Raw genomic sequence first — 24971 nt, forward strand, 5'->3', positions numbered from 1 at the left:
TGGCGCGGTCGCGACCGCGCCACACCCCTTCATAACCAGGAGCAATCGTGATGTCTCACGCCCCTACCCTGCATGCCCCTACCCTGCAGAGTTTCATCGCCGGTCGCTGGATCGGCCAACAGGGCGCACAAGTGCTGCGCAGTGCCATTGACGGCCATGAAATCGCCCGCACCCATGAGGAGCGCCCGGACTTCGCCGAGGCCATCGAACATGGCCGTCGCCAGGGCATCAGCGGCTTGATGGCGCTGGACTTCCAGCAACGCGCCCAGCGTCTCAAGGCTTTGGCCTTGTACCTGAGCGAGCGCAAAGAACAGCTCTACGCGATTTCCCACCACAGCGGCGCGACCCGCGCCGACAGCTGGATCGACATCGAGGGCGGCAACAGCACGCTGTTTACCTATGCCAGCCTCGGTTCGCGGGAGCTGCCGTCGGGCAATATTGTCCACGAAGGCCCGGCCATGCAGCTGAGCAAAATGGGCACCTTCGCCGGCACTCATATTCTGGTGCCTCGCGGCGGTCTGGCGGTGCACATCAACGCGTTCAACTTCCCGATCTGGGGCATGCTGGAAAAGTTCGCCCCGAGCTTCCTCGCCGGCATGCCGTGCATCGTCAAACCGGCCAGCGCCACCAGCTACCTGACCGAAGCCGTGGTGCGCCTGATGGACGAATCCGGCCTGCTGCCGGCGGGCAGCCTGCAACTGATCATCGGCAGCACCGGCGACCTGCTTGACCGCCTGCAAGGCCAGGACGTGGTGACCTTCACCGGTTCCGCCGACACCGCGGCCAAGCTGCGGGTCAACCCGAACCTGATCCGCAATTCGGTGCCGTTCAACGCCGAAGCCGACTCACTGAACTGCGCCATTCTCGCCCCGGACGTGACCCCGGATGATGAAGAGTTCGAGCTGTTCATCAAGGAAGTCGCCCGGGAAATGACCACCAAGGCCGGGCAGAAATGCACCGCCATCCGCCGCGCCGTCGTGCCGGCCAAACACATCGATGCAGTTGCTACCCGCTTGCGTGATCGCCTGGCCAAAGTGGTGGTCGGTGATCCGTCGGTGGAAGGCGTGCGCATGGGCGCACTGGCTTCCCACGACCAGCACAAAGACGTGGCCGAACGCCTGGAAGCGCTGTTGCAGAGCAGTGACATGCTGTTCGGTGCCCGCGATGGTTTCGAACCCCGTGGTGAAAATGTCGACAAAGGCGCGTTCTTTGCTCCGACCCTGTTGCAGGCCCGCGACCCCCATGCCGAGGGCGGTGCCCACGACATCGAAGCGTTCGGCCCGGTCAGCACCCTGATGGCCTACGACGATCTGGACGAAGCACTGGCCCTGGCCGCGCGCGGCAAAGGCAGCCTGGTGGCCAGCCTGGTGACCAAGGATCCGCAAATCGCCGCCAAGGCCATCCCGGTCGCGGCGGCCTGGCACGGTCGTTTGCTGGTACTGGATCGCCATTGTGCCGGCGAATCCACCGGCCACGGCTCGCCGCTGCCACAACTCAAGCACGGCGGCCCGGGGCGTGCCGGCGGTGGTGAAGAACTCGGCGGCCTGCGCGCGGTGAAACACTACCTGCAACGCGCGGCGGTGCAAGGTTCGCCAACCATGCTGGCGGCGGTCACCGGTGAGTACGTGCGCGGGGCCAAGGTCATCGAGACCGAGGTACATCCGTTCCGTCGCCACTTCCAGGACCTGCAGATCGGCGAATCGCTGCTGACTCACCGCCGCACCGTCACCGAAGCGGACCTGGTGAATTTCGGCTGCCTGTCGGGCGACCACTTCTACATGCACTTCGACGACATCGCCGCCAAGGAATCGCAGTTCGGCAAGCGCATCGCCCACGGCTACTTCGTACTGTCGGCGGCGGCCGGCCTGTTCGTCTCCCCTGGCGTCGGCCCGGTGCTGGCCAACTACGGCCTCGACACCCTGCGCTTCATCAACCCGGTCGGCATCGGCGACACCATCCAGGCGCGCCTGACCTGCAAACGCAAGATCGACCAGGGCAAGAAGAGCCCGCAAGGCGTTCCGCAAGGGGTGGTGGCTTGGGATGTGGAAGTGACCAACCAGTTGGGTGAGTTGGTAGCCAGTTATGACATTTTGACTTTGGTGGTCAAGCGTGAGGACTAATCCTTAAAGTCAAAAGATCGCAGCCTGCGGCAGCTCCTACAGGGATTGGGTGCATTCGCGAAATGGCGGTTGTACCGGATCGGTGTAGGAGCTGCCGCAGGCTGCGATCTTTTGCTTGTTAATGCCTGCGCAACCACTCGATAAACAGCGCAAACAACTCCGACTGCGAACCCACCTCCAGCTTCAGGTACAGGTTCTTGCGGTGCATGCGCACGGTTTCCGGTGAGATGTTCATCTGGCTGGCCGTGGATTTCACCGAATGCCCACGCAGGATCATGTGCGCCACTTGCCGCTCGCGCTCGGTGAGCAAGTCACTGCCGAAATGCTCGAACGCCGACTGCACCCGGTGCTTGAGATCATCGCGCAGGCCCTGGTCTTTATCGCACTGGATCTCGCGACTGCGCAGCATGCCCCGTTGACTGAATTCGCTGATGAATTCGCGCACCAGCGGTTCCACGGCGCGCAGCAGGTTCAGCTGTTCGGCGCTCAGGCATTCACCGCCGAAGCCCTGATAGAGGCTGACGGAAATCTTCGTGTCATTGCCGGTATCGACGATGTAGTAGCTGTCTTCCGAACAGCCAGCCTTCAGGTAATAGGATTTGTAGTAGTCACTGTCGAAGAAATTGTCCGGGGCAATTTCCTCCAGGTGATAGAAGCCTTGCGCCAAGCCCTGCTCCACCGCCAGGCAGAACGGGTCGAGCAAATAACCCCCGGCAAAATAGCGTTCCAGGATCGACACCTGATACTCCTGGGCGATCCCGCGCTGATGCAGCAACTGGGGCGCGCGGTCCTTGCGCTCCAGGCTGATCATCATCGACTCGACGGACACCAGTTGCGCCAACGCTGACGCCAGGTGTTGCAGGGCGTCGGGCTCATCGACATGGGCGAATGCCTCGCGCATTCCCCCATGCCATTTGTGCAATGCCCCGAAGGGCACCGCGATCAGCGTATCGTCGTCTGGTTTGCTCATGCCCCGCAGTCTAGCGGCTGGACAAGCCCTTGGTAACAGCCTGACTGACGAAATCATTGGCCCGCGTACTGTCCGCTCGCTTCAAGCTCGGCGGCCACCTCCAGAATGCATTCGCGCAGGGTCTCGACGATTTCATCGACCTGGGCAAACGTCAGGATCAATGGTGGCGACATCACGTTGAGGTGCATGATCGGCCGCACCAGCAAGCCCCGGGCCTGGGCCCGCACATGGATTTTCTCGCCAATGTTGATCTCGTCGGGGAACAGCGCCTTGGTGCGTTTATCGGCGACGAACTCCACGCAGGCCATGAGTTTCTGGCAGCGCACATCCCCCACCAGCGGCAAGCCCCGCAGGGTTGCCAGGCGCTCCTCCAGATAAGCGCCCACCGTATCGACATGGGCCAGCAGGTTTTCCCGCTCGATGATCTCGATGTTCTTCAGCGCCGCCGTGCAGCACACCGGATGCCCGCTGTAGGTGAAACCGTGGGTGAAGCAGCGGCCCTTGCCCGGTTCGGCGATGACTTTCCAGATGCGTTCGGAAAAGATGCACGCACCCAGTGGCAGGTAGGCCGAGGTCAGGCCCTTGGCGGTGGTGATGATGTCGGGCTGCACGTCGAACACATCATAAGAGGCAAAGAACTTGCCCAGGCGCCCGAACGAGGTCACCACTTCGTCGGCGACGAACAAAATGTCGTAGCGCTGGCAGACGTCCCACATGCGCTTGAGATAGCCCTGGGGCGGAATGATCACTCCGCCCGAGCCCATGATCGGCTCGGCGAAAAACCCGGCGACCTTGTCCGCGCCAATCGAGAGGATCTTGTCTTCGAATTCCTTGACCAGGAACTCGAGGAACTGCGCCTCGTCCATTCCATCAGGGGCGCGGTACGGGTTGGGGTTGGAGACGTGGTGGATCAGCGGGTTGGCGTAATCGAACTCCGGCACCCGGTCGGCCGCCTTGTTGCCGATCGACATGGTCAGGGTGGTGGAGCCGTGATAGGCGTTGAACCGTGCGATGACGTGCTTCTTCTCGGGTTTGCCACGGCAGTTCTGGTAGTACTGGATCAGCCGGTAGGCAGTGTCCACGGCGGTGGAGCCGCCGGTGGTGAGGAACACATGGTCGAGGTCGCCGGGGGCCAGGCTTGCGAGTTTTTCGCACAGCTGAATCGCCACGTTGTTCGACATGTCGGAAAACGGATTCGAATAGGCCAACTGACGGACCTGGTCAGCGATGGCCTCGGCCATTTCTTCACGGCCCAAACCGATGTTGGTGCACCACATGCCGCCCACCGCATCGAGAAAGCGGTTGCCTTGGGTGTCGTAGATATAGGCGCCATCGCCTGCGACGATGTTCAAGGAACCCTGCTCGGCGTGTTCGTCGAACACGTGATAGCCGTGCATATGGTGAGCCTTGTCGGCCTTGACCAGCCGGGACTCGTCCGCTGGGGAAAAAACGCTGCGTGTAGGCGTTGCCATAAATAAACCTCTAATCGAAATGACTAACGATCGAACCCATCAGATGCCGCTTTTCACCGTGCTCCAGACCCGGGTAATCGCCCGCATGTCCTTGGCGTCCTGGGTCTTCTGCGGAAACAGCCGCTCGCGAGTTTGCGCATCGGGATAGATCGCCGGGTTGTTGCGCACATCGGCGTTCAACAACGGCGTGGCGGCGGCGTTGCTGTTGGCGTAGTTGATGAAATCGCTCACGTCCGCCATCACCTGCGGCTGCATCAGGTACTCGAGAAACTTGTGGGCATTAACGACGTGGGGCGCGTCGGCGGGGATGTACAGGTTGTCGAACCAGATCAGCGAGCCTTCCTTGGGGATGAAGTAGGCCAGGTCGATCTTCTTCTTGGCTTCCGCGGCGCGGGCCATGGCGGTGGCGTAGTCGCCGGACCAGGTCATGGCCATGCACACGTCGCCGTTGGGCAGGCTGGTCAGGTAATTGACCGAGTCGAACTTGCGGATGTACGGCCGTACCGACAGCAGCAAGTCCTGGGCGGCTTTCAGATCCTCCGGTGCGGCGCTTCTCGGGTCGCGTCCCAGGTACTTCAGGGCCATGGGGATGACTTCGGTCGGGGCATCGAGCAGGGTCACGCCGCAATCGGCGAAGCGCGAGACGATCTTGGGGTCGAAGATCATCGCCAGCGAGCCGATCGGCGCGTCCGGCATGCGTTCCTTGATCTTGTCGACGTTGTAGGTGACGCCGTTGCTGCCCCAGGTATAAGGCGCCGAGTAGGCGGTGCCCGGGTCATACCCTTGCAGATCCTCCAGGACTTTCGGGTCCAGGTTGGTCCAGCCCGGCAGCAGCTTCTTGTCCAGCGGCTGGAACACCTTGGCCTTGATCAGCGGTGGCGCCAGGGAGGCGTTCAACACGATCAGGTCATAACCGGAGTGGCCGGTGAGCAGCTTGGCCTGTACCGTTTCATAAGAATCGAAGGTGTCGTAGACCACCTTGATACCGCTGGCCTTTTCGAAATCGGCGATGGTTTTTTCACCGATGTAGTCCGCCCAGTTGTACAGCCGCAGCGTATTACTGCCGTCCACCTCGGCGGCGTAGGCATGAAAGGTCAGCGGTACAACAAACAGACTGGAAATCACCTTAAGCAGCGTCTTGCCCATAGCAAATGCACCTTATAGCGAGTTCGGCTCTGGATGAGCGGATGCCCTCACTATTGGTCGATTCGCCGGGCGCGGCCATACCCCGAATGGGTGTGTGTCGCTTTTTGGCGCACCGGCATGGCAAAAAGCGGCAGTGCAGTTGACCCGTTTTGCCATAGATCCGGAGTTTGTCCGGCGCTTAAAGTGGCAGCCCTGAACCGACCCTGCAGAGCCTGCGATGACCGACCTGATCAAACACGAGCAACGCGACGGCGTGTTGACGCTGACCATCGACCGTCCGGACAAGCTCAACGCACTGAACAACGCTATGTACACGCAACTGGCCGAGCTGTTGCTGGCCGCCGACGAAGACCCGCAGACCGGCGTGATCATCCTCACCGGTGGCCCGGCGTGCTTCACCAGCGGCAACGACCTGGTGGATTTCCTGCAAAATCCGCCCACTCATCTGGACGCCCCGGCGTTCTATTTGATGAAGGTCGTTACGCGCCTGCAAAAACCGCTGATCGCGGCAGTCTGCGGGGCGGCCATCGGCATCGGCACCACCTTGCTGCTGCATTGCGATCAGGTACTGGTCACCCGCAACGCCAAGCTGCGCATGCCGTTCGTCAACATCGGCCTGTGCCCCGAATTCGGCGCCAGCCTGTTGCTGCCCCGCCGCCTCGGTCACGCCCGCGCCGCGAGCCTGCTGCTGTTGGGCAACGGCCTGGACGGCAACGAAGCGGTGGCCTGGGGCTTGGCCAACGAAGCCTTCGATGACGGCGAACAATGCCTGGCGGCGGCGACAAAAATCGCCCAGCGCTTCCTGGCCATGCCCCAGCAAGCCTTGCGCCAGTCCCGGCAGCTGATGAAACAGGCTTCCCTGGCCGAACTGGAAGCCACCCTGCGCGAAGAAAACACGCTGTTCATTCAGCGCCTGAATACCGACGAGGCGAAAACCGCCTTGAACGCCCTGCTCAATCGCAGTACAGATAAGAATCCACCGAAAGGAAACCAGCCATGAACACTCCAGAAATCTACGTCGTCAGCGCCGCCCGTACCGCCATCGGTACATTCGGCGGTTCGCTCAAGGACGTGCCACCGGCCGACCTCGCGACCACGGCCGTAAAGGCCGCCCTGGAGCGAGCCGCCGTGGACCCGGCGCTCGTTGGCCATCTGGTGATGGGCAACGTGATCCCGACCGAAACCCGCGATGCCTACATCTCCCGCGTCGCGGCGATGAACGCCGGCATTCCGAAGGAAACCCCGGCCTACAACGTCAACCGCCTGTGCGGTTCGGGCCTGCAAGCGATCATCAACGCCGCCCAGACCCTGATGCTCGGCGATGCCGACATCGTCGTCGGTGCCGGTGCCGAATCCATGAGCCGCGGCCCGTACCTGATGCCATCCGCCCGTTGGGGTTCGCGCATGGGCAACGCCCAGGTCATCGACTACATGCTCGGCATCCTGCATGACCCCTTCCATGGCATCCACATGGGCATCACCGCCGAGAACGTCGCCGCACGCAACGGCATCACCCGCGAAATGCAGGACGCCCTGGCATTCGAAGACCAGAAACGCGCGGCCCACGCGATTGCCAACGGCTACTTCAGCGAGCAGATCGCGACCGTGGAAATCCAGGATCGCAAAGGCGTCAAACTGTTCAGCGTCGACGAGCATCCACGCGCCACGTCCCTGGAACAGCTGGCGGCGATGAAGCCTGCGTTCAAGAAGGACGGCTCGGTCACCGCCGGCAACGCCTCGGGCCTCAACGACGGCGCCGCCGCACTGGTCATGGCCAGCGGCAACGCGGTCCAGGCCAACAACCTGAAACCCCTCGCCCGCCTGGTCAGCTACGCCCACGCCGGCGTCGAACCGGAATTCATGGGCCTGGGCCCGATCCCGGCCACCCGCCTGGCGCTCAAGCGCGCTGGCCTGACCGTCGCCGACCTGGACGTGATCGAAGCCAACATCGCCTTCGCCGCCCAGGCCTGCGCCGTCAGCCAGGAACTCGATCTTGATCCGGCCAAGGTCAACCCGAACGGTTCGGGCATCGCCCTGGGCCACCCGGTGGGCGCAACCGGCGCGATCATCGCCACCAAGGCCATCCACGAACTGCACCGCACCGGCGGCCGTTACGCGCTGGTGACCATGTGCATCGGTGGTGGCCAGGGGATTGCGGCGATTTTTGAACGCGTCTAAGCAACAGCTGTAAAAAAGGCCGGTGATCGCGCAGATCACCGGCCTTTTTTACATTTCCGCGAGCCGATTGTTTGCTACCTGACCACCGGCAGTAAAAATCAACTACCTGACCCACTCCATCGCACGCTTCACCAACAAATATGTTGCCAGGGGTCGAAATCAGCGCGGCACCTTTTCACCCTCGGCAAGAAAAATCTGCGTCGGCAGCTTGAAGCCGCGCAGCTTGAGCAGCGCCAGCGGTCCCGCGCCCAGTTCGGTGCGCAGGTGCCAGGTCAGGCCCAGGCCGTCCGGGGCCTTGAGCTGCACGCGGTAGTGGCTGTCGCCGTCGTCCAGCGTGGTGACCCGAGCCTGTTCGAGCAGGCGGATCAAGCCCCAAGTACCCTGGTAATCACCAAACAGACGCTCGCCGGCCTGCACGCTGGTCCAGGTCAGGCTCACCCCCGGACGGTCGCTGTAGCCTGGCCAGCTGAAGCGTTGCCAGCTTTCCTTCTGGTTGAAGTAGTGGTGTTTTTCGCCGTTGAGGATGAAGGTGGTCTGCACCACATCGCGCACCGGCTTGGCCCGTAGCTCGAACCCCAGGCCGAGACCGCCGTCGGTGAACAGCACATCGGCCAGGTGGCTGAGCTGATTGAGCGCCGCGAGAAACCGCGGGTTGATGCGCAAGCCCTGGCTGTGCCGCGAGTCGGCCACCCAGCGCTGGCCTTCCTTGCGCAACACACCGCCCAGTTGCTGTTGCAGGAACTGCTCGATGCGTCCGGAGTCGGCACGGATCATTTGCCCCAGCATCGGCAATGACGCATCGCTGGTGGTCGCCACGAACGGGTAACGCCCGGCAAACGCGCCGTGCCAGTCGCTGACGATCGCCCGTTGCCACTGGCGATTGAGGCTTGCCGCCGACGGCTGCAGCACCCTTTGCCAGGCCTGTTCCAGCGGCTGCACGAACAGGGTCTGGCCGACCCCGCCCCACTCCGCCCCCAGGCTGGCGGCGATCAGGCTGCCGTAGGCGCGGGTGTCGGTGAGGTCGACGCTTTTGCCCTGGAACACGGTTTGCGCCAGGGCCTGGGTCATCTCCTGCGGATCGGCGGCGCTACTTACCTGTTGCAGCTTCAGGCGTACCCGGGTGACTTGGGTGAGGAAGGCCTGCAGGCTCAGCCGGTCGTTGTCGTTCTTGCCTTCGGCCTCCTTGCCCAACAGCGCCAGCAGCGGACCGAAGGTGGCGTCCAGCGGACCGCTCGCGCCGCGGACTTGTTGGTCGATCAGCGGCACCTTGTCCTGGGTCATCAGCTTCTGCGCGGAGTGGATCAACGACGCACCCAGGGCCGGGCCGCGAGTGCCGGCCTGGCCCTGATACGCCAGGGTATTCATCAGCGCGATCAGCGGCGACTGGCGCACGTCGCTCATCAGGGTCAACTGGTCGATCACCTGATCCAGGCTGCCTGCCGGTTGCCAGTCCAGGCGATTGAGGAAGTTCAGCCAGGCGCTGGCGTAGTCCTGAAAGTAGCGCTCGGTCAGGCGTTCCTTGAGTTGCTCCGGGCTCAAGTCGGCGGCGAGGCTGGCGGGATTGTCGCTGAGCACCCAGTCAATCTCCTCGCGGCGGGCCTCGGCCACCTCGTCGATGGCTTGGCGGACCTGGCCCTCCCAGGCCTGGCGGGTGAGCACCCCGGGCACGCTGGCCGTGGTGGTGAACAGCGCGCGGGCGTCGGTGTCGCCGACCATCTGCGGCAAGCTCAGGGCCGGGTAGTGATTGGCCGCCGCATCGAGCACCTGGCGGTACAGGCTGGCTTCGGCATTGCGCTGGCCAAGCTGGCCGAGCAGTACCTGACGGGCCTGGGCCACCAGCGTCGGGTCAGCCTCGATACGCCAGGCCGGATGGGCGGCCAGTTGCTCGGCATAAAACTGCCAGAGGCCGGGTGACAGGCCCTGCCAGAGCCCCGGCGTCATGTCGGCGCGCTGCGCCTGGGTCTCGACCAGCACCTTGGCGAGGAAAGTTGCGTCGGCTTTTTCCGGGCGCGCCATCATCAGGTAGGCCTTGAGCTGCGCGTAGGCTTGCGGGGCACGCCTGGCGCGTTCGGGGCTGTCCGGCGGCAACTGGATCAGCGCCTTGAGTTGCTGCTGCAGCCTGGCCACGGCCGGGTCGCGCAGCAACCGCTGGTTGGCGTCGACGTAGCGCGGCCACAGCGTCTCCAGCAATGGGTCGTTCTGGTTGAGGCCGAAGCGCAGGTACCAGGGCGTGCCGTGCGCGGCGCGGTAATCCAGGCGCCCCAGTTCACGGGTTAACTCGTTGAACGCCAGCAGTTGTTCGTCGGGGCTCTGCGACTGTTCGAGAGAGACCAACGTGCTCTGCATCTGGGCAATGTGCACGCGGTTGCTGGCGAAGGACAGCAGCAGGCCGGCGCCCCAGATCAGCGCCAGCCCCATTGCTAGTGAATAACTGATCCGCGTGGCGCCCCAGCCCAAACGGCGACGGTGAACAGTCTTGTCACCGAGCACGCCCTCCCAGGGCGGTGTGGCGTGCCAAAAGTGCTCAGTATTTCCCTTTTTTTCTTCGCCACCCGGCACCGGCAGGCTGAACCACAACCCGCGCAACGGCACGCCACGGGCAAACACCCGGAACAACGGCGTCAGCGCCTGCCGCCAACGGGCAATGCCCTCGACCTGCAAATCGCGGGACAGGCGCAGCAGGAAGTCATGATGAATGGCTCCATGCATCTGCGCCCATCCAGAGTCGCGCAGGGGTTCCAACAGGTCTTGCAGAGCATTCTCCACGGCCACCGGCGTCAACCGTGTCGGCAACAGACAACCCACCGCCTGGGTCTGGCGTGTTTTCTGGTCCCACTGACTGTCGCAGACCTGCCACAGGTGCAGCGGTAACTGCCAGCGCAGCTTGTGGGCCAGGGTTTGCAGGTGGCGTATGCCATGGTCCATGGCGCGGGGGTCGGCGCTTTGTGGTTTGTCGAGGGCCCAGATGACGCCGTCAAGGGGGCGCCAGCGGGTCAGGTTGCGCCACGCTTCGAGGCGTGAATCATCGAATTTGCTTTGCAGGCTACCGCCCCAAAGCAGGATGGTGTCGTGACCTTCCAGCCATTTTTGTACTGCCAGTTTGGGGGCGATGGCTTCGACCTGCTCGGGTTCGCCGACGACCAACAGAAAGCGAACCTTTGGCCGTTTGAGAAAACTGTAGTTCTCGCGCAGGTGCTCCTTTAATTCGGGGAACCAGGAAATGTCGGGGGAATCGCTCGGTTTGCTCAAGGGTGAAACCGGTGTTTCAGCGACCATTCCGATTATCCGATTCGACCGAGTCCCTGCCAGCCGATCCCAGGCCAGCAGAATGGTCGGGCAGGTCCAGCCGATGGCAAACCAGATGCCGAAACCGCGCAGCGCCAAGTCTTTGAGCGACAGTTGCGGCCAGCCGAAGTGAGTGCCGCTCAAGGCATACAGCAGACAACCCAGTATCACCAGTAATGCCAGGATCAGCAGATAACCCAATCCCACGCGAATCAAAGAACCCTTGTACTTTGCGTTATTCATTGCCATGAGGCACCGCCATTCCAATAGCCAATCGCTTGTTTCCATCCTGACTCAGCCAACCGCAAGGTTGTCCGGCCTTCCCCGCCTGTAACAGCGCCAGGGACATACCAATGAATGGTGCGATATGCGCCAGTCCCCCCCAGTGTCTTGCCAATTGATGTTCGCCAGCCGACCACCCGCCTTCCACGAAGGCTTCCTGGCTTTCCTTATCCATTGCAAGGCAGGTTGGGGGGGCCGAGTCGATCCCGGCATATCGCTGCATTTGTGTACAGAGGCCTACAGCTGTCTGGTGCGTCTCATTCAAGTACTCTCCCCGGTGCAACACCTGGCGCCCCTGCGAACTCACCAGCCAGAGAAAGCCCGCCTCGCCGGGCAGTTCTGTGCCTTCAGCACTTTCGACCGAGATCACGCCAGCGCACAGCACCCAATCATCCTTGTCACGACAATCGTGGAAAAAGGCATCGATCAGAGCGTCCAGATCGGTCAGATCGTCCAAAGGCAAGCGTGCTTCGGGCAGCACCACTCCCCCCTTGCCCAGTGCCGTTGTGAAGGCGGTCTGGCTGCTCTCATCCCCCATCCAGGCAACACCTCGCAATGCCGGCCAACGTTCTTTCAATTCCGGGAGTTCAAGGGTCATCCGAGCCAGATACCGAGCCAGGGCCGGTGCGCGCAGGGTGGTCTTGGTCAGCGAAAGCGGGCAACAAAACCGTACCTGTGAGGCCTCCCGCAGTTTCGATGGCTTCGGCAAAGAGGTGCCTGCCATCAACCCTTGGTAATTGTCCTGGACATCGCCCGCTGGACCAATCAACCACACCTGCTGCACCGGCAAACCCAGACTGCGGCGCCGCCACCAGCGCTGAACCGCGGCGTCCACGCTACGGTGATACACGCCGTTGCCAAACAGGCCGATTTGCCATGCCAACACGCGCAGGGCCAATGCCAACGCCCAACACAACGGCAGCACGGCACTCCATAACCACAGCTCCAGCCGTGGCTGATCCTCAGGCCACAGCGTGAGCAAGGCGGCCGCCTGCAGGCCCCATAGCCACAGTAAAACCAGCCACCAGCGCCGCCACTGTGGAACACTTGGCGCCACTACCTCGGGGTACTCCGGCGGCCGATTCATGGCACCACCCCCATGGAGGAAACCGCCAGGGTGCTGACCAACCGGCAACCACAGTCACAGCGGTAGCCATCCAGCGCCAACAATTTGCCTTCCATGGTGAACCCCGAGGCACCCTCGCTGATACGCGTCGTGCCGTGTTTGTCGCAGCGCACCTTGTCACCCATGCAAGCCACCGGCATGCCGAAGGCTTCGAAGTGACCTTCCAGCACCTCGCCGCCATAAGGGCGCAGCGGATCGCCCCTACGCACCAAGGGCATCAAGACACCACCTCCTTCACCCGCTCGACCAACCCGCCACTGCGGGTCAGGTAGTCGAGCATGTTCTCCATGCGCAGCGCGTCTTCGGCTTTGACAATGGCCTGCTTTTGCTGCGCCACGACCTGGCCGATGGCCAACGTTGATTTCAGGATCTGCTCCGCGCCCGGCAGGAAGGGTTCCACTTCGCCCGTGGCGGCGTTGATCACCTGATAACCCACTGATGCCGCGACCATCGTCCCGGCAAAGGCTTTGCCGCCGTAACGACGAATGCTGTACGCCCCGCCCAACACCAGGGCAATGCCCACCACGCGTCCCGCCACCACGACCGGCGTCCAGCGCTTGTTGGATTCATCGCCGAAATACACCGCGCGATAACGGAAGTAATCACCAAACATCTCCCGCGAATTCATGAAGTCATGCAGGAACCAGGCGCGGGAGTCGTGTACCTGATCGTCGAACATGGCGACTACCGCAGCGATCGACGCTGAGTCACTCACTTCAAACCGATTGTCCCTACGTTCGATGAACAGTTCCTTGGCGCGCAACTCTCCGGCCGCCTTGATCTGCGCGTACTCGCGCTGCTCGTCATCCTCGCTGAGCAGATACACCGTGTCCCTCAGCACGCCATCGAATACCAATCCCCCAAAGCTGGTCTGATCTCGGCGCCACTGCTGATAGTCGTGTTCGAACTCGACGGCGGCCTCGCGGATTTGCTGCTGGTCCAGCACTGGTTCGTAAGGCGGTGGGCCGGCAAGGGCGGCCAGATTTTGCGTTTCGACGGGTTGGCCTCGAACGCCCGCGCGGGCCCCTTTGGCCTTCTTCGTATCCATCTGACGCTGGGCTTTCTGCTCGGCTTGCAGGGTCGCGTTGGTTTGCACGGCCTGGCCGTAAAAAGGCTGATTGGCATAACTGCCCCGGGCGAATCGCTCGATTCGCCAACCAGTGAGCCAGGCCAGTTGCGCGGCCATGGTGTCTTCCAGGTTGTGGCCAAGGCGTAGGGGTTCGCTGGTGGTTGGAGTTGAAGTAGGGTCTTCGTCCAAGCCCAGGGTGGTGCGCCAGGCGTTGAAGCGGTTGATGAGCGAATCGTCCAGTGCAAACTCTTTTTCGGTTGCCGTCGACATGGCTCGTGTCGGTTGAATTTGTCGAAGGTCATCCGGGACTATTGCTTCGGACACAGTCAATGGCGCGCCCGCCGAGAAGGCCGCTGCATACAAGTCATGCAGAACAATCTGCGACAACAACTCGCCCGCCCCACCGCGGGCCTTGCCCTGATCCCCAGGTGGGTATCCACCGCCAACGTCCGAATGCATGCCGGGGTAAACCACTTCAGTGGCATAGGGCGGGTAACGGCCGTCGGCATAACGGATCGAGTCCAGCGGGAAACACAACCGCTGCTCGTGGGCGGCGACGAAGTGCCGGCAGTCCTTGATCCACTCAGGGAAACGCGCGACATCCGGCAGTGACTGTGTGCCATCAGCCCAGTCCATATGCCCTTCGGCAAAGGGCGCGGCACGGGCGCTGCCCACCGAGGCCACAGTGTCCAGCAGGCCGAGGAATTCGATGCTCAACGGCAGGCCCAACAGCTTTTGCTCCGGGAGTTCGACGCCTTGCGGGGTATCGAACAGCTCGCTCAACCAGGTGACGAAAGTACGCGCCTCGGCGGCGCCGCGAGAAAAGCCATAGACGAACAATTTGATCGCCAGCACTTTGGGTTGCGCCGTCGCGACCTTGGCCCGCAACGGCTCCAGCAGCGAAGCCATGGCCTGGCGGCGGCTGCTTTTGCCCAATGCGGTCATGGGCCAGGTGGTGGCCATGGCTTTGAGCTTGGTCTGCATCGTGGTCAGCGATAAATCATCTTTAGTCAGTGCAACGGACAACGCGTTTGCGATCTGAAGCAATCCCCAATTGATCCGGTCCTCGCCCCGGTTGGCGAACGCCATACCCATGGTACTGAAATCCAGTTCGCCAATCTCGGGAAAGGGGGTGCCCACGCCAGGAATGTAATAGCGGAAATAACCGCTTTCCGGCTGAAGAATGCTGGCGTGAAAAAGCCGTGCAATATTGGTCGGGTGTGGCGGCTCGGCCACACGAGTGTCGTTGTGCTCGTTGTTATTAGTGCCATCGAAAAACAAGCTGATGTGCAACGCGCGCGCGCACGTGGAAGCCCCACGAAATCCGCGCTGGGCATTTAACTCCTGGCGATACAACTCCACTTCAGCCGTTTGCCGTTGGTAATTCTCCCTTACCGCTTCAGGATCGCTGGGTAAACGCCGCTCCTTGGGAAATAGGGCCGGGACATATACAGAATCACGATTCTTTATTTCGGACATACGGCTGGTTCCTGCATGTTCAGAGGTTCCTTGATCGGATAGGCAGGTTGACCATAAGCCATGCAGGCAGTGGTAGCTTTAACCTGATTACAAGGTAAAAAATGAATTTTTAACGAACACAAATTCTCTGCTTCATATGGTGGAAGCTCCACGATGGCAGTGTGTCTTCCGTAATTGGCTTCATGTTTAGCCAATGCAGATTCATCAAAATTAAACCCATCGGGTTTACGTTTAATTTTTTCATAGGGGGCTGGATCAGTTTCCCACTCCACTTTGAACTTCAAATCCGGCGACCATTGGCTGGGCAACATCACACAACACACTCCCCCCCCGTATCCATTAGGACTGGCATTGCCCCCCCCATAACCATTTACCGAAAAACTATTGATGGCTGCGGACGTATGGTTAACCGCATTCAAATTACCGCCCAAATATTTTGGCGTCCCCGGAGAGCACCCGGTCAGCAACAACAGCAAACTACCGACAGCCCACTGCCGCCCAGCCTTCCCTTTCTCATTACTCATTAAACTCCTCCCTGTTTATTAAGTTGCGCACGAAAAATGCCTGCGACAGGCAACTTTCGTTCACTACCTTTTCTTGAGACGGGAAACACAGACGCTTCTCATGGGCGGCGACGAAGTGCCGGCAGTCCTTGATCCATTCGGGGAAACGCCCGACATCGGGCAGTGATTGAGTGCCATCGGCCCAGTCCATATGCCCTTCGGCGAAGGGCGCGGCACGGGCGCTGCCCACCGAGGCCACGGTATCCAGCAAACCAAGGAATTCGATACTCAATGGCAGGCCAAGGAGCTTTTGTTCTGGAAGCTCGGCGCCTTGCGGCGTGTCAAACAACTCGCTCAACCAGGTGATGAAGGTGCGCGTCTCGGCGGCCCCCCGGGAAAAGCCATAAACGAACAACTTGATCGCCAGCACCGTGGGTTGCGCCGTCGACACCTTGACCCGCAACGGCTCCAGCAGCGAAACCATGGCCTGGCGGCGGCTGCTTTTGCCCAAGGCGGTCATGGGCCAGGTGGTGGCCATGGCTTTGAGCTTGGTCTGGGCGACCGGGAGCGCCAAGCCCTTCTTGTTATCTAACGCAAAAGACAACGCGTCGGCGATTCTCAGCAGTCCCCAGTTGATCCGGTCCTCGCCCCGGTTGGCAAACGCCATACCCATGATACTGAAGTCCAGTTCGCCAATCTCGGGAAAGGGGGTGCCCACGCCGGGGATGTAGTAACCAAAATAACCGTTTTCCGGTTGATCCAGACTGGCGTGAAACAGCCGCGCGATATTGGTCGGGTGGGGCGGTTTGGCCTCGCGGGTATCGTAGGGCTCGTTGTTGTTGGTGCCATCGAAAAACAGGCTGATGTGCAGGGCACGCGCGCAGGTGGAAGCGCCGCGAAACCCGCGTTGGGCATTCAACTGCTGACGGTACAACTCCACTTCGGCCGTTTGCCGATCGTAATTGTCCCTCACAACTGCTGGATCGCTGGGCAACCGCCCTTCCTTGGGAAACAGGGACGGGACATACACGGAATCACGATTCTTTACTTCGGACATACGGCTGGCTCCTGCATGTTCAGAGGTTCCTTGATCGGACTGTTGGGTGACGGGTAGCGCCAGCAGGAAGTGGACACCTTGACCTGATGACAAGGTAGAAAGTGCACTTCCAACGCACACAGTTCGTCTTCATAGGGCGGAAGTTCCACAATCGCAGTGTGTTGCTGGTACTTGGCTTTATGCTTGACCATAAAGGCCCGAAACTCATCGGTTCCCAATGGAGGGGATTTAGCATAAGGATCAGAATCAGTTTCCCACTCCACTTTGAACTTCAAACCCGGCGACCATTGGCTGGGCAACATCACACAACACACTCCCCCTCCATAACCAAACGGAGAGATATTTCTTCCACCATAACCATTTACGGAAAAATGATTGATCGCCGCCGACGTGTGATTAACCCCGTTCAAATCCCCGGCCAGGAACTTCGGCGTCCCCGGAGAACACCCGGCCAGTAACAACAGCAAACTACCGACAGCCCATTGCCGCCCGACCTTCCCTTTCTCATTACTCATTAAACGCCTCCCTGTTTATTAAGCTGCGCACGAAAAATGCCTGCGGCAGGCAACTTTCGTTCACTACCTACGGCATCACGGGTCTTTACTTCGGACATACGGCAGGCTCCTTCATTTTTATTGGCTCTTTGATCGGACTATTGGGTGAGGGATAAGCCCAACAGGAAGTGGACACCTTGACTTGATGACACGGCAGAAAATGCACTTCCAACGCACACAGTTCGTCTTCATAAGGCGGAAGTTCCACAATGGCAGTGTGTTGCTGGTACTTGGCTTTATGCTGATCGTATGCATCTGGATCGAATCCATAACCCGATGTTTTGCGTTTTATTTTTGCGTTTGGATTCGGATCGGTTTCCCACTCCACTTTGAACTTCAAACCCGGCGACCATTGGCTGGGCAACATCACACAACACACTCCACCCCCGTATCCATTAGGACTGGCATTCCCTCCTCCATAACCATTCACCATGAAGTAATTAATAGCCGCCGACGTGTGATTAACCCCATTCAAATCCCCGGCCAGATACTTCGGAGTCCCCGGAGAGCACCCGCCCAGCAACAACAGCAAACTACCGACAGCCCATTGCCGCCCAGCCTTCCCTTTCTCGTTACCCATTAAACGCTCCCTGTTTATTAAGTCGCGTACGACAAACACCCGGAATGAAAATTTTTTCGCTTAAACCTACATATACCTGCAACAAACACATTGGCTACGCATAGATACAGACACCCCTTAAACCACAGATAATCCGCCCACTTAATAAGTATGTGAGCTTGGACGCCAGCGTGGCTCAACCGAAAACTTTACATCCGGATATTTTATAGCTGGCGAAATTGAAACTTTACTTTCCTTGTCTTCTACCCCTTGCCTACCATCATAGAAAACAAAAGTATTGTTATTTGAATGCAGCCAATCGTTTACTTTTGAGCTATTGACAGAAGACGCAGAAAGCTTATCTGGAAAAACAAACCTAACCTTTACATCATCATAACGCTCTCCATAATACATCCACATTGAATCAGGCAAGTATCCTTTGAAGGCCGGTATATAAGCCGTCATCGAAGAGTCAACAAGGGGAGCACCATCAACATATAACCTCAGGTCTTTTTTAGTGTCATTCTTATACTCCACCCCATACCTAATTGATTGCGCAGAAGCTCGGAAGCTTTTTGAACCACCAAAGTCAAACTTAATATACCCATGATTCGGCTCCATTCTCGCCTGGATATCAGTCATTTCTTCTGTTCTATCTGCACGCGCGTAGTCATGGGGAATGCTCAGCGTATCGACCGCCAGATCGACTGGAATACTGGCCAGCACGACAACCGGACAAATAATTGTTATATAACAAAGCACGGATGCAAGATCCGCATTAAATGTTAGTACCTGAACATCTGTTACTACCCCCCTGTAATAATCTGCATCGCTGGCAAAACCCAAGTTTTCAATCCGTGCCGCATTTGTTCCGCACCCCATAAGAGATGAGACAAGCAGCCCCACCAATATTAATTTCGCTATAAATTTAGTCACTCCTGCTCCTCTCCACTCGCACCAGACAACACAGCAAATTTGTCCACCGCATAAGCATTCAAACCCCCGAAATAATTTTCGCAACTTGCTTGAAGCACAACGTGGTAACAGCGAGAAAAACACTCCTCACTGGATAGTTGTGAAAACGCTTTCACTGCAAACCCGAGCAACTTTTGCGCATCACTGATGCAGCCCAACCGATCAAATTGCGCATCCGTCAACTCAACCGGAGTGTTTGCTTCTCCAAGTACCTGATCCGAGCCATAGGTGCCCGGTTGCCAGGCAACCCGTTGATCCCGATCCAGCCAACTCCAGAACAACGCCAGGCTCAGAAACCGTTGTTTCTGTTCCGGGTCCAGGACGCTTGCCAACAATTGCGGTAGCACGCGCGGATCGTAGAAGCGCAGCAAGCCAGACTGTCCTCCCCATTCAAGCTGTGAAAGTCCTTGCAGGGTCTTGGTCAGAACATCGAACGGGATGGGGGAAATCAACAACATGAGTCTCGGCATGTGCCCCATCTGCTCGATGATCTCTTCCAGCCAGGCTTTGTGGTGCCAATCGTCCAGACTGATGCGCATCAGGATCGGCGCCTGGAGCAACAACGTCTCCTCCGGCGTTGTGTTGAAAAATGAAAACCAGGGAATGGCTGGCTCGATGGCTTCAAGTGCTGGTAGCAGGGAAACATCGGAGCCCGCTTGGTCGACGATTAAATCAACATGATCGAGGTCCGCTGCACGGCACAAGCCTTCCAACTGGTCGAGCCACTGTTCATAAGTTTCTTGCATTTATCGTCCCCCACCGGTCGTGCGCATCACTGCGCCCGCCGCCTCGGCTTGAGCAATTTTCAGGCACTCTTCACACACCGACTTCGGCAACACCATCAACGGAAAACTCTGGCCGCCAGGCCCCTCCCAGATATGCTGCCCCCGAGACGTCAGCTTGCTGGAGCTTTCCTGAGTGATGCCGTCGTTCGGATCGATGCGGATGAAATTTTCTCCACTGGCCAGCGTGATGCCTTTTTTGGCCGTGAACAGCAGATGCCCCTGCACCGACTGCATCGTGACGTCCAGCTGGGCAATCAGATTCAGTAGATCGTCGTGGGACTCGATTTCCAGCGGCCCCTTGCCGGAGACCACGCGCAGGCCTCCCTGCTGGGCCAACAGGGAGATGCCTTGAATGGCGTGGGCTAAAAGACGCTGGACGGCGGCCAGATTGATGTCGTCGTCACTTTGCAGGTGGAGCGCGTCGCCACTTTTCAGAAGCAGGCTGGCCGGCGTCACCGCACCGATGCCCTTGGGTGCGCTGAGCAAGATGGCCGCGTCGGCCAGGTCTTTCGCGGCGGTTTGCAACTGCTGCAAGCCGTCGAGAGTGGGCTGGCGGCTGTGGTGGGCCAGGGCGATATCTTGCCAGTAGGCTATCTGCCCTTTCGCCCCCTCGATCAGGCTGGATGCGGCCCCCATCTCCAGCACCTGCCCTTGGGCTTTGCTCTGTTCATCGGAGCTGATAAACAACCCCTTGCCCGCCCGAATCGCCCCCCAGGCATCGGTGCGCAACTCAAACCCTTCACCCCGTTTTTGCCGCTCGGCATCCACCACGTGCCCGAGGTTGAGCTGACTCTTGCCGCTGTGTTCGGTGCTGAGCTTGATGTGCTCCTGGCCGCGGGTATCGTCCAGCCGCAGCTTGTTGTTGGCCGGGGTGCGCAGCACGTTGCGCTTTTCGTTGTACATGGTGACGTGGTCGGGGTGCTGGCTGTCGTGCAGGGCGTGGGCGATGTAGGGCCGGTCGGGGTCGCCCTGTTCGAAGGCCACCGCCACTTCGGTGCCGGCGATCAGCGGCAGGTGCAAGCCGTGGGTGTCGCCGGCGTACGCCCGCGCCAGGCGCAGCCAGGAGCTTTCGCGACCGGCGTCCCAGGTGTCGCGGTCGAACAGGAACTGCACCCGGTAGCGGCCTTCGGCGTCGGTATCGGCGTAGGGGTTGTTTGCCTGCGCGCTGGTCACCCGGGCCGGCACGGTGCCGGCGATCAAGGGTTTTGGCGGCACATCAGGGCGAAAGCACACCGTCTGCGCATAGGGGATGGCCTGGAAGCTGCACTCGAAGCTGCGGTCGCGGGCGGCGCCGGCCTTGAGCGCGATGATCACCGCCCGCGGCGCGAAGGCCTGGGGCGCGCCGTCGGTGACTTCCAGCACCTGCCCCGGCGCCAGGCGGGGACTGCTGCTCATGCCGCGCAGGCGGGTGCGGCGGTTGAGGTAACGCTCGTGGCGCAGGCGTGCATAGAAGTAGCCGCTTTCGCACTGCACGTCTTCGGGGAAGGCATGGCGGTCGCCGAGCGCGGTGTAGGGTTCGGCGTAGTGATAGGCCTCGCCGTAGGTGCCCTTGGCGCCGCGCGTCTGGTCGATGTCGCCGTCGAGGTACGCGCGGGCGTCACGGTGGTGGTAGACGCGGATGCTCACGTGCTGTTCCACCACCTGGTGTTCCGACTGCAGGGCCCAGACGCTGTCCTCGCCGCTGCTGCTCAACCCGGAGAGCGGACGCAGCGGCAGTTCGACGTCGAACTGGTAGGCGCGCGGGGAGTCGTGGAATTCGACGACGTCGATACTCAGGCGTTCGTCGCTGGTGAAGCGGTACCAGATGCCGACTTCGGCCAGCAGGCGGGCAATAAAGGCCAGATCGCTTTCGCCGTATTGCATCACCTGCTCGCGCCGGGGGTATTCGCGGTGCAGGTGGAAGAGGAAGTCCTGGCCCCTGAAATCGTGGCGACTGCGCAGGATGTGCTCGACGATTTCCGGCACCGACCGGTGCTGGTAGATCCGGTATTGCCGGCCCCGCGCGAGCAGCGCCAGGCGCGGTTGCAGGGTGACTTCGTAGCGCGCCTCGTCGATGGAACCGGACAGGCGTTTGAAGCCGCTGATTACCCCGTGCAAGCTGCGCAGCGGCTTGACTTCGGACGGTTCGAAGATCAGCGACGAGAGCTTTTCCGGTAGCGCGTGCAGGCTGAAGCTAGCTTGTTGGCCAAGCATGAGCTCGGCGTCGATGTCGAGTTGGCTGGAGGTGAATTCGATGTGGTAGCTGAACGGCTGGCTGAGGTGTTCTTCGCCGTGGAAGGCCAGGACGTCGAGGGGGGCGTCCAGCTCCCGGACCCAGAGTGTGTGGCGGCTGTGGTCGAAGAAAACGGGCAATACGGGGTGCATGTTGCAGACCTCCCTAGTCTATCGATGCAGGCGGGGAGGCTTCGTTGCCGCCCTCGCTCGAGCGCCGGGAAGCTTTCAAGAAGCTGACAATGGTTGATATAGGACGCTTCTAATGAGCGTGTAGGGTGTTTCCGAATTATGCGGCAGACCACAACGCCCTAAGACTCTGCCTACAACAGCAAAAAAATCCTCGGCATCTCGACAGTGGCCATGAATGAGTCTTCCTGATCAGAACTCCACCTGACGACCGGCAGCAAAAACCACTTGTCACGAAATATTACATACATCATATTATATCCATCATAATTAAACGCCGCCCCGACAGGTACCCCTCCATGACCAGCATGTCCACCGTAGAACCCGATCTGGACGCCCCGGTGAAACCAGCAAAACCTCCCCTGCTCAAACGCCTGCTGTTGCCAACCGTTGGCATCGCGGCACTGATGCTGGCTGGTGTGTACGGTGCGCATTGGTGGAGCGTCGGGCGCTTCATCGAGGAAACCGACGACGCCTACATCGGCGGTGATGTGACGGTGATCGGGCCGAAAGTGGCGGGTTACATCGACGAAGTGCTGGTGACCGACAACCAGAAGGTCAAGGCCGGCGATGTGCTGATCCGTCTCGATTCGCGCGACTACCGCGCCAACCTGGCCAAGGCCGAAGGCGCAGTGGCCGCCCAGGAGGCCTTGCTGGCCAACCTCGACGCCACCGAACAACTGCAACAGGCCGTCATCGGCCAGGCCCGTGCCGGCATCGACGCCGCCGGTGCCGAAACCGCCCGCTCCCGGGACGACGATAGCCGCTACAAAAAACTGGTGACCACCAACGCCGTCTCGGTGGAAAGCGCCCAGCGGGCCAACGCCACGTTCAAGACGGCCCAGGCCCAAAGCAACCGCGCCCAGGCTGAATTGCTGGCCGCGCAGCGCCAGTTGAATGTGATCGACACCCAGAAACAACAAGCCCGGGCCGCCTTGATCCAGGCCAAGGCGGAACGCGACCTGGCGCAATTGAATGTCGGCTACACCGAACTGAAGGCACCAGTCGACGGTGTGATCGGCAATCGCCGGGCCCGGGTCGGCGCCTATGCCCAGGCCGGCTCGCAATTGCTCTCGGTGGTGCCGACCAGCGGCCTGTGGGTCGATGCCAACTTCAAGGAAGACCAACTGGCACACATGGTGCCGGGGCAACGGGTAGTGATCCGTGCCGACGTGCTCTCGGGGCAGGAATTCCATGGTCACCTGGACAGCCTCGCCCCCGCCAGCGGTTCGCAATTCAGTGTGTTGCCGCCGGAAAACGCCACCGGCAACTTCACCAAGATCGTGCAGCGGGTGCCGGTGCGGATTCACCTCGACCCGGCCGACAGTGTGCTCGGCCACCTGCGTCCGGGGTTGTCGGTGACCGCTGAAGTGGACACGCGCAAGGAGCCTGAGGCGCCAGCCGTGGCCAGCGCGCCATGAGTCGCGCCCTTGCCGCCCCGGCGCAACCGTTCAATGCCGCGAGCATGGCGACGGCGACCAAGGTCTTCGCCTTTGCCAGCATGTGCATCGGCATGTTCATTGCGCTGCTGGATATCCAGATCGTCTCGGCTTCGTTGCGTGACATCGGCGGCGGGCTCTCCGCCGGCACCGACGAAACCGCGTGGGTGCAAACCAGTTACCTGATCGCCGAAATCATCGTGATCCCGCTGTCGGGCTGGCTGTCCCGGGTGTTCTCGACGCGCTGGCTGTTCTGCGCCTCGGCGGTGGGCTTTACCCTGGCCAGCCTGTTGTGCGGCGTGGCCTGGAACATCCAGAGCATGATTGCCTTCCGTGCCCTGCAAGGGTTTCTGGGCGGCTCGATGATTCCACTGGTGTTCACCACGGCCTTCGTGTTCTTCACCGGCAAGCAACGGGTGATCGCCGCCGCGACCATCGGCGCAGTGGCGTCCCTGGCACCGACCCTGGGGCCGGTGATCGGTGGCTGGATCACCGACATATCCTCCTGGCACTGGCTGTTCTACATCAACCTGCTCCCCGGCATCTTTGTCGCCGTGGCCGTGCCGATGCTGGTGAAAATCGACCAGCCGGAACTGTCGCTGCTCAAAGGCGCGGATTACTTGAGCATGGTGTTTCTGGCGCTGTTCCTCGGCTGCCTGGAATACACCCTCGAAGAAGGCCCGCGCTGGAACTGGTTCAGCGACCGCACGATCCTGACCACCGCATGGATCAGCGGCCTGGCCGGACTGGCATTCATCGGCCGGACCTTGCACGTGGCCAATCCGATTGTCGATCTGCGCGCCTTGAAGGATCGCAACTTTGCCCTTGGCTGTTTCTTCTCGTTCGTCACCGGCATCGGCCTGTTCGCCACCATTTACCTGACGCCGCTGTTCCTCGGCCGGGTGCGTGGCTACGGAGCGCTGGACATTGGTCTGGCGGTTTTCTCCACCGGGGTGTTCCAGATCATGGCGATTCCGCTGTATGCCTTTCTGGCCAATCGCATCGACCTGCGCTGGATCATGATGACCGGCCTTGGGCTGTTCGCGTTATCGATGTGGGATTTCAGCCCGATCACCCATGACTGGGGGGCCAAGGAGTTGATGCTGCCGCAAGCCTTGCGCGGGATTGCCCAGCAATTGGCGGTACCACCGGCGGTGACTTTGACCCTTGGCGGCCTGGCACCGGCGCGGCTAAAGCATGCGTCGGGGTTGTTCAACCTGATGCGCAACCTGGGCGGGGCTATCGGCATCGCCGCGTGCGCAACCATCCTCAACGACCGCACCAATCTGCACTTCACCCGGTTGGCGGAGAACCTCAACAGCACCAACGAGGCACTCAACCAATGGCTGTCCCAGGTCGGCAACAACTTTGCCGCCTTTGGCCAGAGCGGTGACGCAGGGGTCACTGCCAGCCTGCATCAGCTATGGTTGCTGACATACCGCGAAGCCCAGACGCAAACCTATGGCGATGCGTTCCTGATGATCATGGTCTGCTTCATTATCGCCACGGCGATGGTGCCCCTGATGCGCAAGGTGCAACCACCGGCCGCGCCGAGTGCCGATGCTCATTGAT

At 60.5% G+C, this 24971-nt stretch carries 19 protein-coding genes; 5 read left to right on the plus strand and 14 right to left on the minus strand.

Features of this window, described 5'->3' with window-relative positions; translation table 11 throughout:
* Window positions 1-50 precede the first annotated feature (50 nt).
* Window positions 51-2120 (plus strand): phenylacetic acid degradation bifunctional protein PaaZ, encoded by a 2070-nt coding sequence (paaZ, locus tag ACMDB8_RS18860; RefSeq protein WP_409078895.1) that lies wholly within the window; start codon window positions 51-53, stop codon window positions 2118-2120.
* A gap of 118 nt (window positions 2121-2238) precedes the next feature.
* Here the strand turns inward: paaZ and ACMDB8_RS18865 are convergent, their stop codons facing one another.
* From ACMDB8_RS18865 to ACMDB8_RS18875, 3 genes are read right to left on the minus strand one after another with little or no spacing between them, the layout of a single operon-like run.
* Complete coding sequence (locus ACMDB8_RS18865; protein WP_409078896.1) at window positions 2239-3147, minus strand: helix-turn-helix domain-containing protein; 909 nt, start codon at window positions 3145-3147, stop codon at window positions 2239-2241.
* On the minus strand, window positions 3144-4562 hold the full coding sequence (locus ACMDB8_RS18870; protein ID WP_409078897.1) for an aminotransferase: 1419 nt from the start codon (window positions 4560-4562) through the stop codon (window positions 3144-3146). Before ACMDB8_RS18870 ends, ACMDB8_RS18865 begins: the two co-directional genes overlap by 4 nt.
* Window positions 4563-4601: 39 nt before the next feature.
* Window positions 4602-5708: a polyamine ABC transporter substrate-binding protein gene (locus ACMDB8_RS18875; protein WP_056722567.1), complete on the minus strand. Its 1107-nt coding sequence runs from the start codon at window positions 5706-5708 to the stop codon at window positions 4602-4604.
* Window positions 5709-5925: 217 nt separating this feature from the next.
* Here ACMDB8_RS18875 and ACMDB8_RS18880 point away from each other — a divergent pair, with 217 nt between their 5' ends.
* Complete coding sequence (locus ACMDB8_RS18880) at window positions 5926-6708, plus strand: enoyl-CoA hydratase-related protein (protein ID WP_056722569.1); 783 nt, start codon at window positions 5926-5928, stop codon at window positions 6706-6708.
* The gene (locus tag ACMDB8_RS18885; protein ID WP_223541391.1) at window positions 6705-7886 is read left to right on the plus strand and encodes an acetyl-CoA C-acyltransferase family protein; all 1182 of its coding nucleotides are present in this window, start codon (window positions 6705-6707) and stop codon (window positions 7884-7886) included. The genes ACMDB8_RS18880 and ACMDB8_RS18885 overlap by 4 nt, the downstream gene beginning before the upstream one ends.
* A 159-nt stretch (window positions 7887-8045) precedes the next feature.
* Here ACMDB8_RS18885 and ACMDB8_RS18890 read toward each other — a convergent pair whose 3' ends face one another.
* The 11 genes from ACMDB8_RS18890 to ACMDB8_RS18940 all read right to left on the minus strand — a co-directional run bounded on the left by ACMDB8_RS18890 (window position 8046) and on the right by ACMDB8_RS18940 (window position 21924).
* Window positions 8046-11414, minus strand: a complete 3369-nt coding sequence (locus ACMDB8_RS18890) for an ImcF-related family protein (RefSeq protein WP_413966559.1) — start codon at window positions 11412-11414, stop codon at window positions 8046-8048.
* Complete coding sequence (locus ACMDB8_RS18895; RefSeq protein ID WP_056722751.1) at window positions 11407-12396, minus strand: hypothetical protein; 990 nt, start codon at window positions 12394-12396, stop codon at window positions 11407-11409. Before ACMDB8_RS18895 ends, ACMDB8_RS18890 begins: the two co-directional genes overlap by 8 nt.
* Window positions 12397-12536: 140 nt before the next feature.
* Window positions 12537-12800, minus strand: a complete 264-nt coding sequence (locus tag ACMDB8_RS18900; protein WP_056722572.1) for a PAAR domain-containing protein — start codon at window positions 12798-12800, stop codon at window positions 12537-12539.
* Window positions 12797-15127, minus strand: coding sequence for a T6SS phospholipase effector Tle1-like catalytic domain-containing protein (locus ACMDB8_RS18905; protein ID WP_409079163.1), 2331 nt, complete (start codon window positions 15125-15127; stop codon window positions 12797-12799). Before ACMDB8_RS18905 ends, ACMDB8_RS18900 begins: the two co-directional genes overlap by 4 nt.
* Window positions 15115-15651: a DUF3304 domain-containing protein gene (locus tag ACMDB8_RS18910; RefSeq protein WP_082562899.1), complete on the minus strand. Its 537-nt coding sequence runs from the start codon at window positions 15649-15651 to the stop codon at window positions 15115-15117. The genes ACMDB8_RS18905 and ACMDB8_RS18910 overlap by 13 nt, the downstream gene beginning before the upstream one ends.
* The gene (locus tag ACMDB8_RS18915; RefSeq protein WP_409079164.1) at window positions 15644-16687 is read right to left on the minus strand and encodes a hypothetical protein; all 1044 of its coding nucleotides are present in this window, start codon (window positions 16685-16687) and stop codon (window positions 15644-15646) included. Before ACMDB8_RS18915 ends, ACMDB8_RS18910 begins: the two co-directional genes overlap by 8 nt.
* Window positions 16675-17202 carry a DUF3304 domain-containing protein gene (locus ACMDB8_RS18920; RefSeq protein WP_056722576.1) on the minus strand — a complete coding sequence of 176 codons (528 nt, stop codon included), beginning with the start codon at window positions 17200-17202 and terminating at the stop codon, window positions 16675-16677. Before ACMDB8_RS18920 ends, ACMDB8_RS18915 begins: the two co-directional genes overlap by 13 nt.
* Window positions 17203-17287: 85 nt before the next feature.
* Window positions 17288-17821 carry a DUF3304 domain-containing protein gene (locus tag ACMDB8_RS18925; RefSeq protein ID WP_409079165.1) on the minus strand — a complete coding sequence of 178 codons (534 nt, stop codon included), beginning with the start codon at window positions 17819-17821 and terminating at the stop codon, window positions 17288-17290.
* A gap of 141 nt (window positions 17822-17962) precedes the next feature.
* Window positions 17963-18736, minus strand: a complete 774-nt coding sequence (locus ACMDB8_RS18930) for a hypothetical protein (RefSeq protein ID WP_409079166.1) — start codon at window positions 18734-18736, stop codon at window positions 17963-17965.
* Complete coding sequence (locus ACMDB8_RS18935; RefSeq protein WP_409079167.1) at window positions 18733-19521, minus strand: DUF4123 domain-containing protein; 789 nt, start codon at window positions 19519-19521, stop codon at window positions 18733-18735. Before ACMDB8_RS18935 ends, ACMDB8_RS18930 begins: the two co-directional genes overlap by 4 nt.
* Window positions 19522-21924 carry a type VI secretion system Vgr family protein gene (locus ACMDB8_RS18940; protein WP_409079168.1) on the minus strand — a complete coding sequence of 801 codons (2403 nt, stop codon included), beginning with the start codon at window positions 21922-21924 and terminating at the stop codon, window positions 19522-19524.
* 335 nt (window positions 21925-22259) lie between these two features.
* On the opposite strand from ACMDB8_RS18940, the gene ACMDB8_RS18945 reads away from it, so the two are divergent.
* Window positions 22260-23381: an HlyD family secretion protein gene (locus tag ACMDB8_RS18945; RefSeq protein ID WP_223541390.1), complete on the plus strand. Its 1122-nt coding sequence runs from the start codon at window positions 22260-22262 to the stop codon at window positions 23379-23381.
* Window positions 23378-24970: a DHA2 family efflux MFS transporter permease subunit gene (locus tag ACMDB8_RS18950; RefSeq protein WP_056722586.1), complete on the plus strand. Its 1593-nt coding sequence runs from the start codon at window positions 23378-23380 to the stop codon at window positions 24968-24970. The genes ACMDB8_RS18945 and ACMDB8_RS18950 overlap by 4 nt, the downstream gene beginning before the upstream one ends.
* The last annotated feature ends 1 nt before the right edge of the window (window position 24971 follow it).

The sequence above is a fragment of the Pseudomonas monachiensis genome (assembly GCF_047345015.1).
GTDB classification, from domain to species: domain Bacteria; phylum Pseudomonadota; class Gammaproteobacteria; order Pseudomonadales; family Pseudomonadaceae; genus Aquipseudomonas; species Aquipseudomonas monachiensis.

Bases quoted from the DNA above. Each gene is read 5' to 3' on its own strand.
- ACMDB8_RS18865 (WP_409078896.1), bottom strand. From the start codon at position 3,147: ATGATTTCGTCAGTCAGGCTGTTACCAAGGGCTTGTCCAGCCGCTAGA.
- ACMDB8_RS18920 (WP_056722576.1), bottom strand. From the start codon at position 17,202: ATGAGTAATGAGAAAGGGAAGGTCGGGCGGCAATGGGCTGTCGGTAGT.
- ACMDB8_RS18890 (WP_413966559.1), bottom strand. From the start codon at position 11,414: ATGAATAACGCAAAGTACAAGGGTTCTTTGATTCGCGTGGGATTGGGT.
- ACMDB8_RS18940 (WP_409079168.1), bottom strand. From the start codon at position 21,924: ATGCACCCCGTATTGCCCGTTTTCTTCGACCACAGCCGCCACACACTC.
- ACMDB8_RS18945 (WP_223541390.1), top strand. From the start codon at position 22,260: ATGACCAGCATGTCCACCGTAGAACCCGATCTGGACGCCCCGGTGAAA.
- ACMDB8_RS18885 (WP_223541391.1), top strand. From the start codon at position 6,705: ATGAACACTCCAGAAATCTACGTCGTCAGCGCCGCCCGTACCGCCATC.
- ACMDB8_RS18910 (WP_082562899.1), bottom strand. From the start codon at position 15,651: ATGAGTAATGAGAAAGGGAAGGCTGGGCGGCAGTGGGCTGTCGGTAGT.
- ACMDB8_RS18875 (WP_056722567.1), bottom strand. From the start codon at position 5,708: ATGGGCAAGACGCTGCTTAAGGTGATTTCCAGTCTGTTTGTTGTACCG.
- ACMDB8_RS18905 (WP_409079163.1), bottom strand. From the start codon at position 15,127: ATGTCCGAAATAAAGAATCGTGATTCTGTATATGTCCCGGCCCTATTT.
- ACMDB8_RS18870 (WP_409078897.1), bottom strand. From the start codon at position 4,562: ATGGCAACGCCTACACGCAGCGTTTTTTCCCCAGCGGACGAGTCCCGG.
- ACMDB8_RS18925 (WP_409079165.1), bottom strand. From the start codon at position 17,821: ATGGGTAACGAGAAAGGGAAGGCTGGGCGGCAATGGGCTGTCGGTAGT.
- ACMDB8_RS18915 (WP_409079164.1), bottom strand. From the start codon at position 16,687: ATGTCCGAAGTAAAGAATCGTGATTCCGTGTATGTCCCGTCCCTGTTT.
- ACMDB8_RS18935 (WP_409079167.1), bottom strand. From the start codon at position 19,521: ATGCAAGAAACTTATGAACAGTGGCTCGACCAGTTGGAAGGCTTGTGC.
- ACMDB8_RS18880 (WP_056722569.1), top strand. From the start codon at position 5,926: ATGACCGACCTGATCAAACACGAGCAACGCGACGGCGTGTTGACGCTG.
- ACMDB8_RS18950 (WP_056722586.1), top strand. From the start codon at position 23,378: ATGAGTCGCGCCCTTGCCGCCCCGGCGCAACCGTTCAATGCCGCGAGC.
- paaZ (WP_409078895.1), top strand. From the start codon at position 51: ATGTCTCACGCCCCTACCCTGCATGCCCCTACCCTGCAGAGTTTCATC.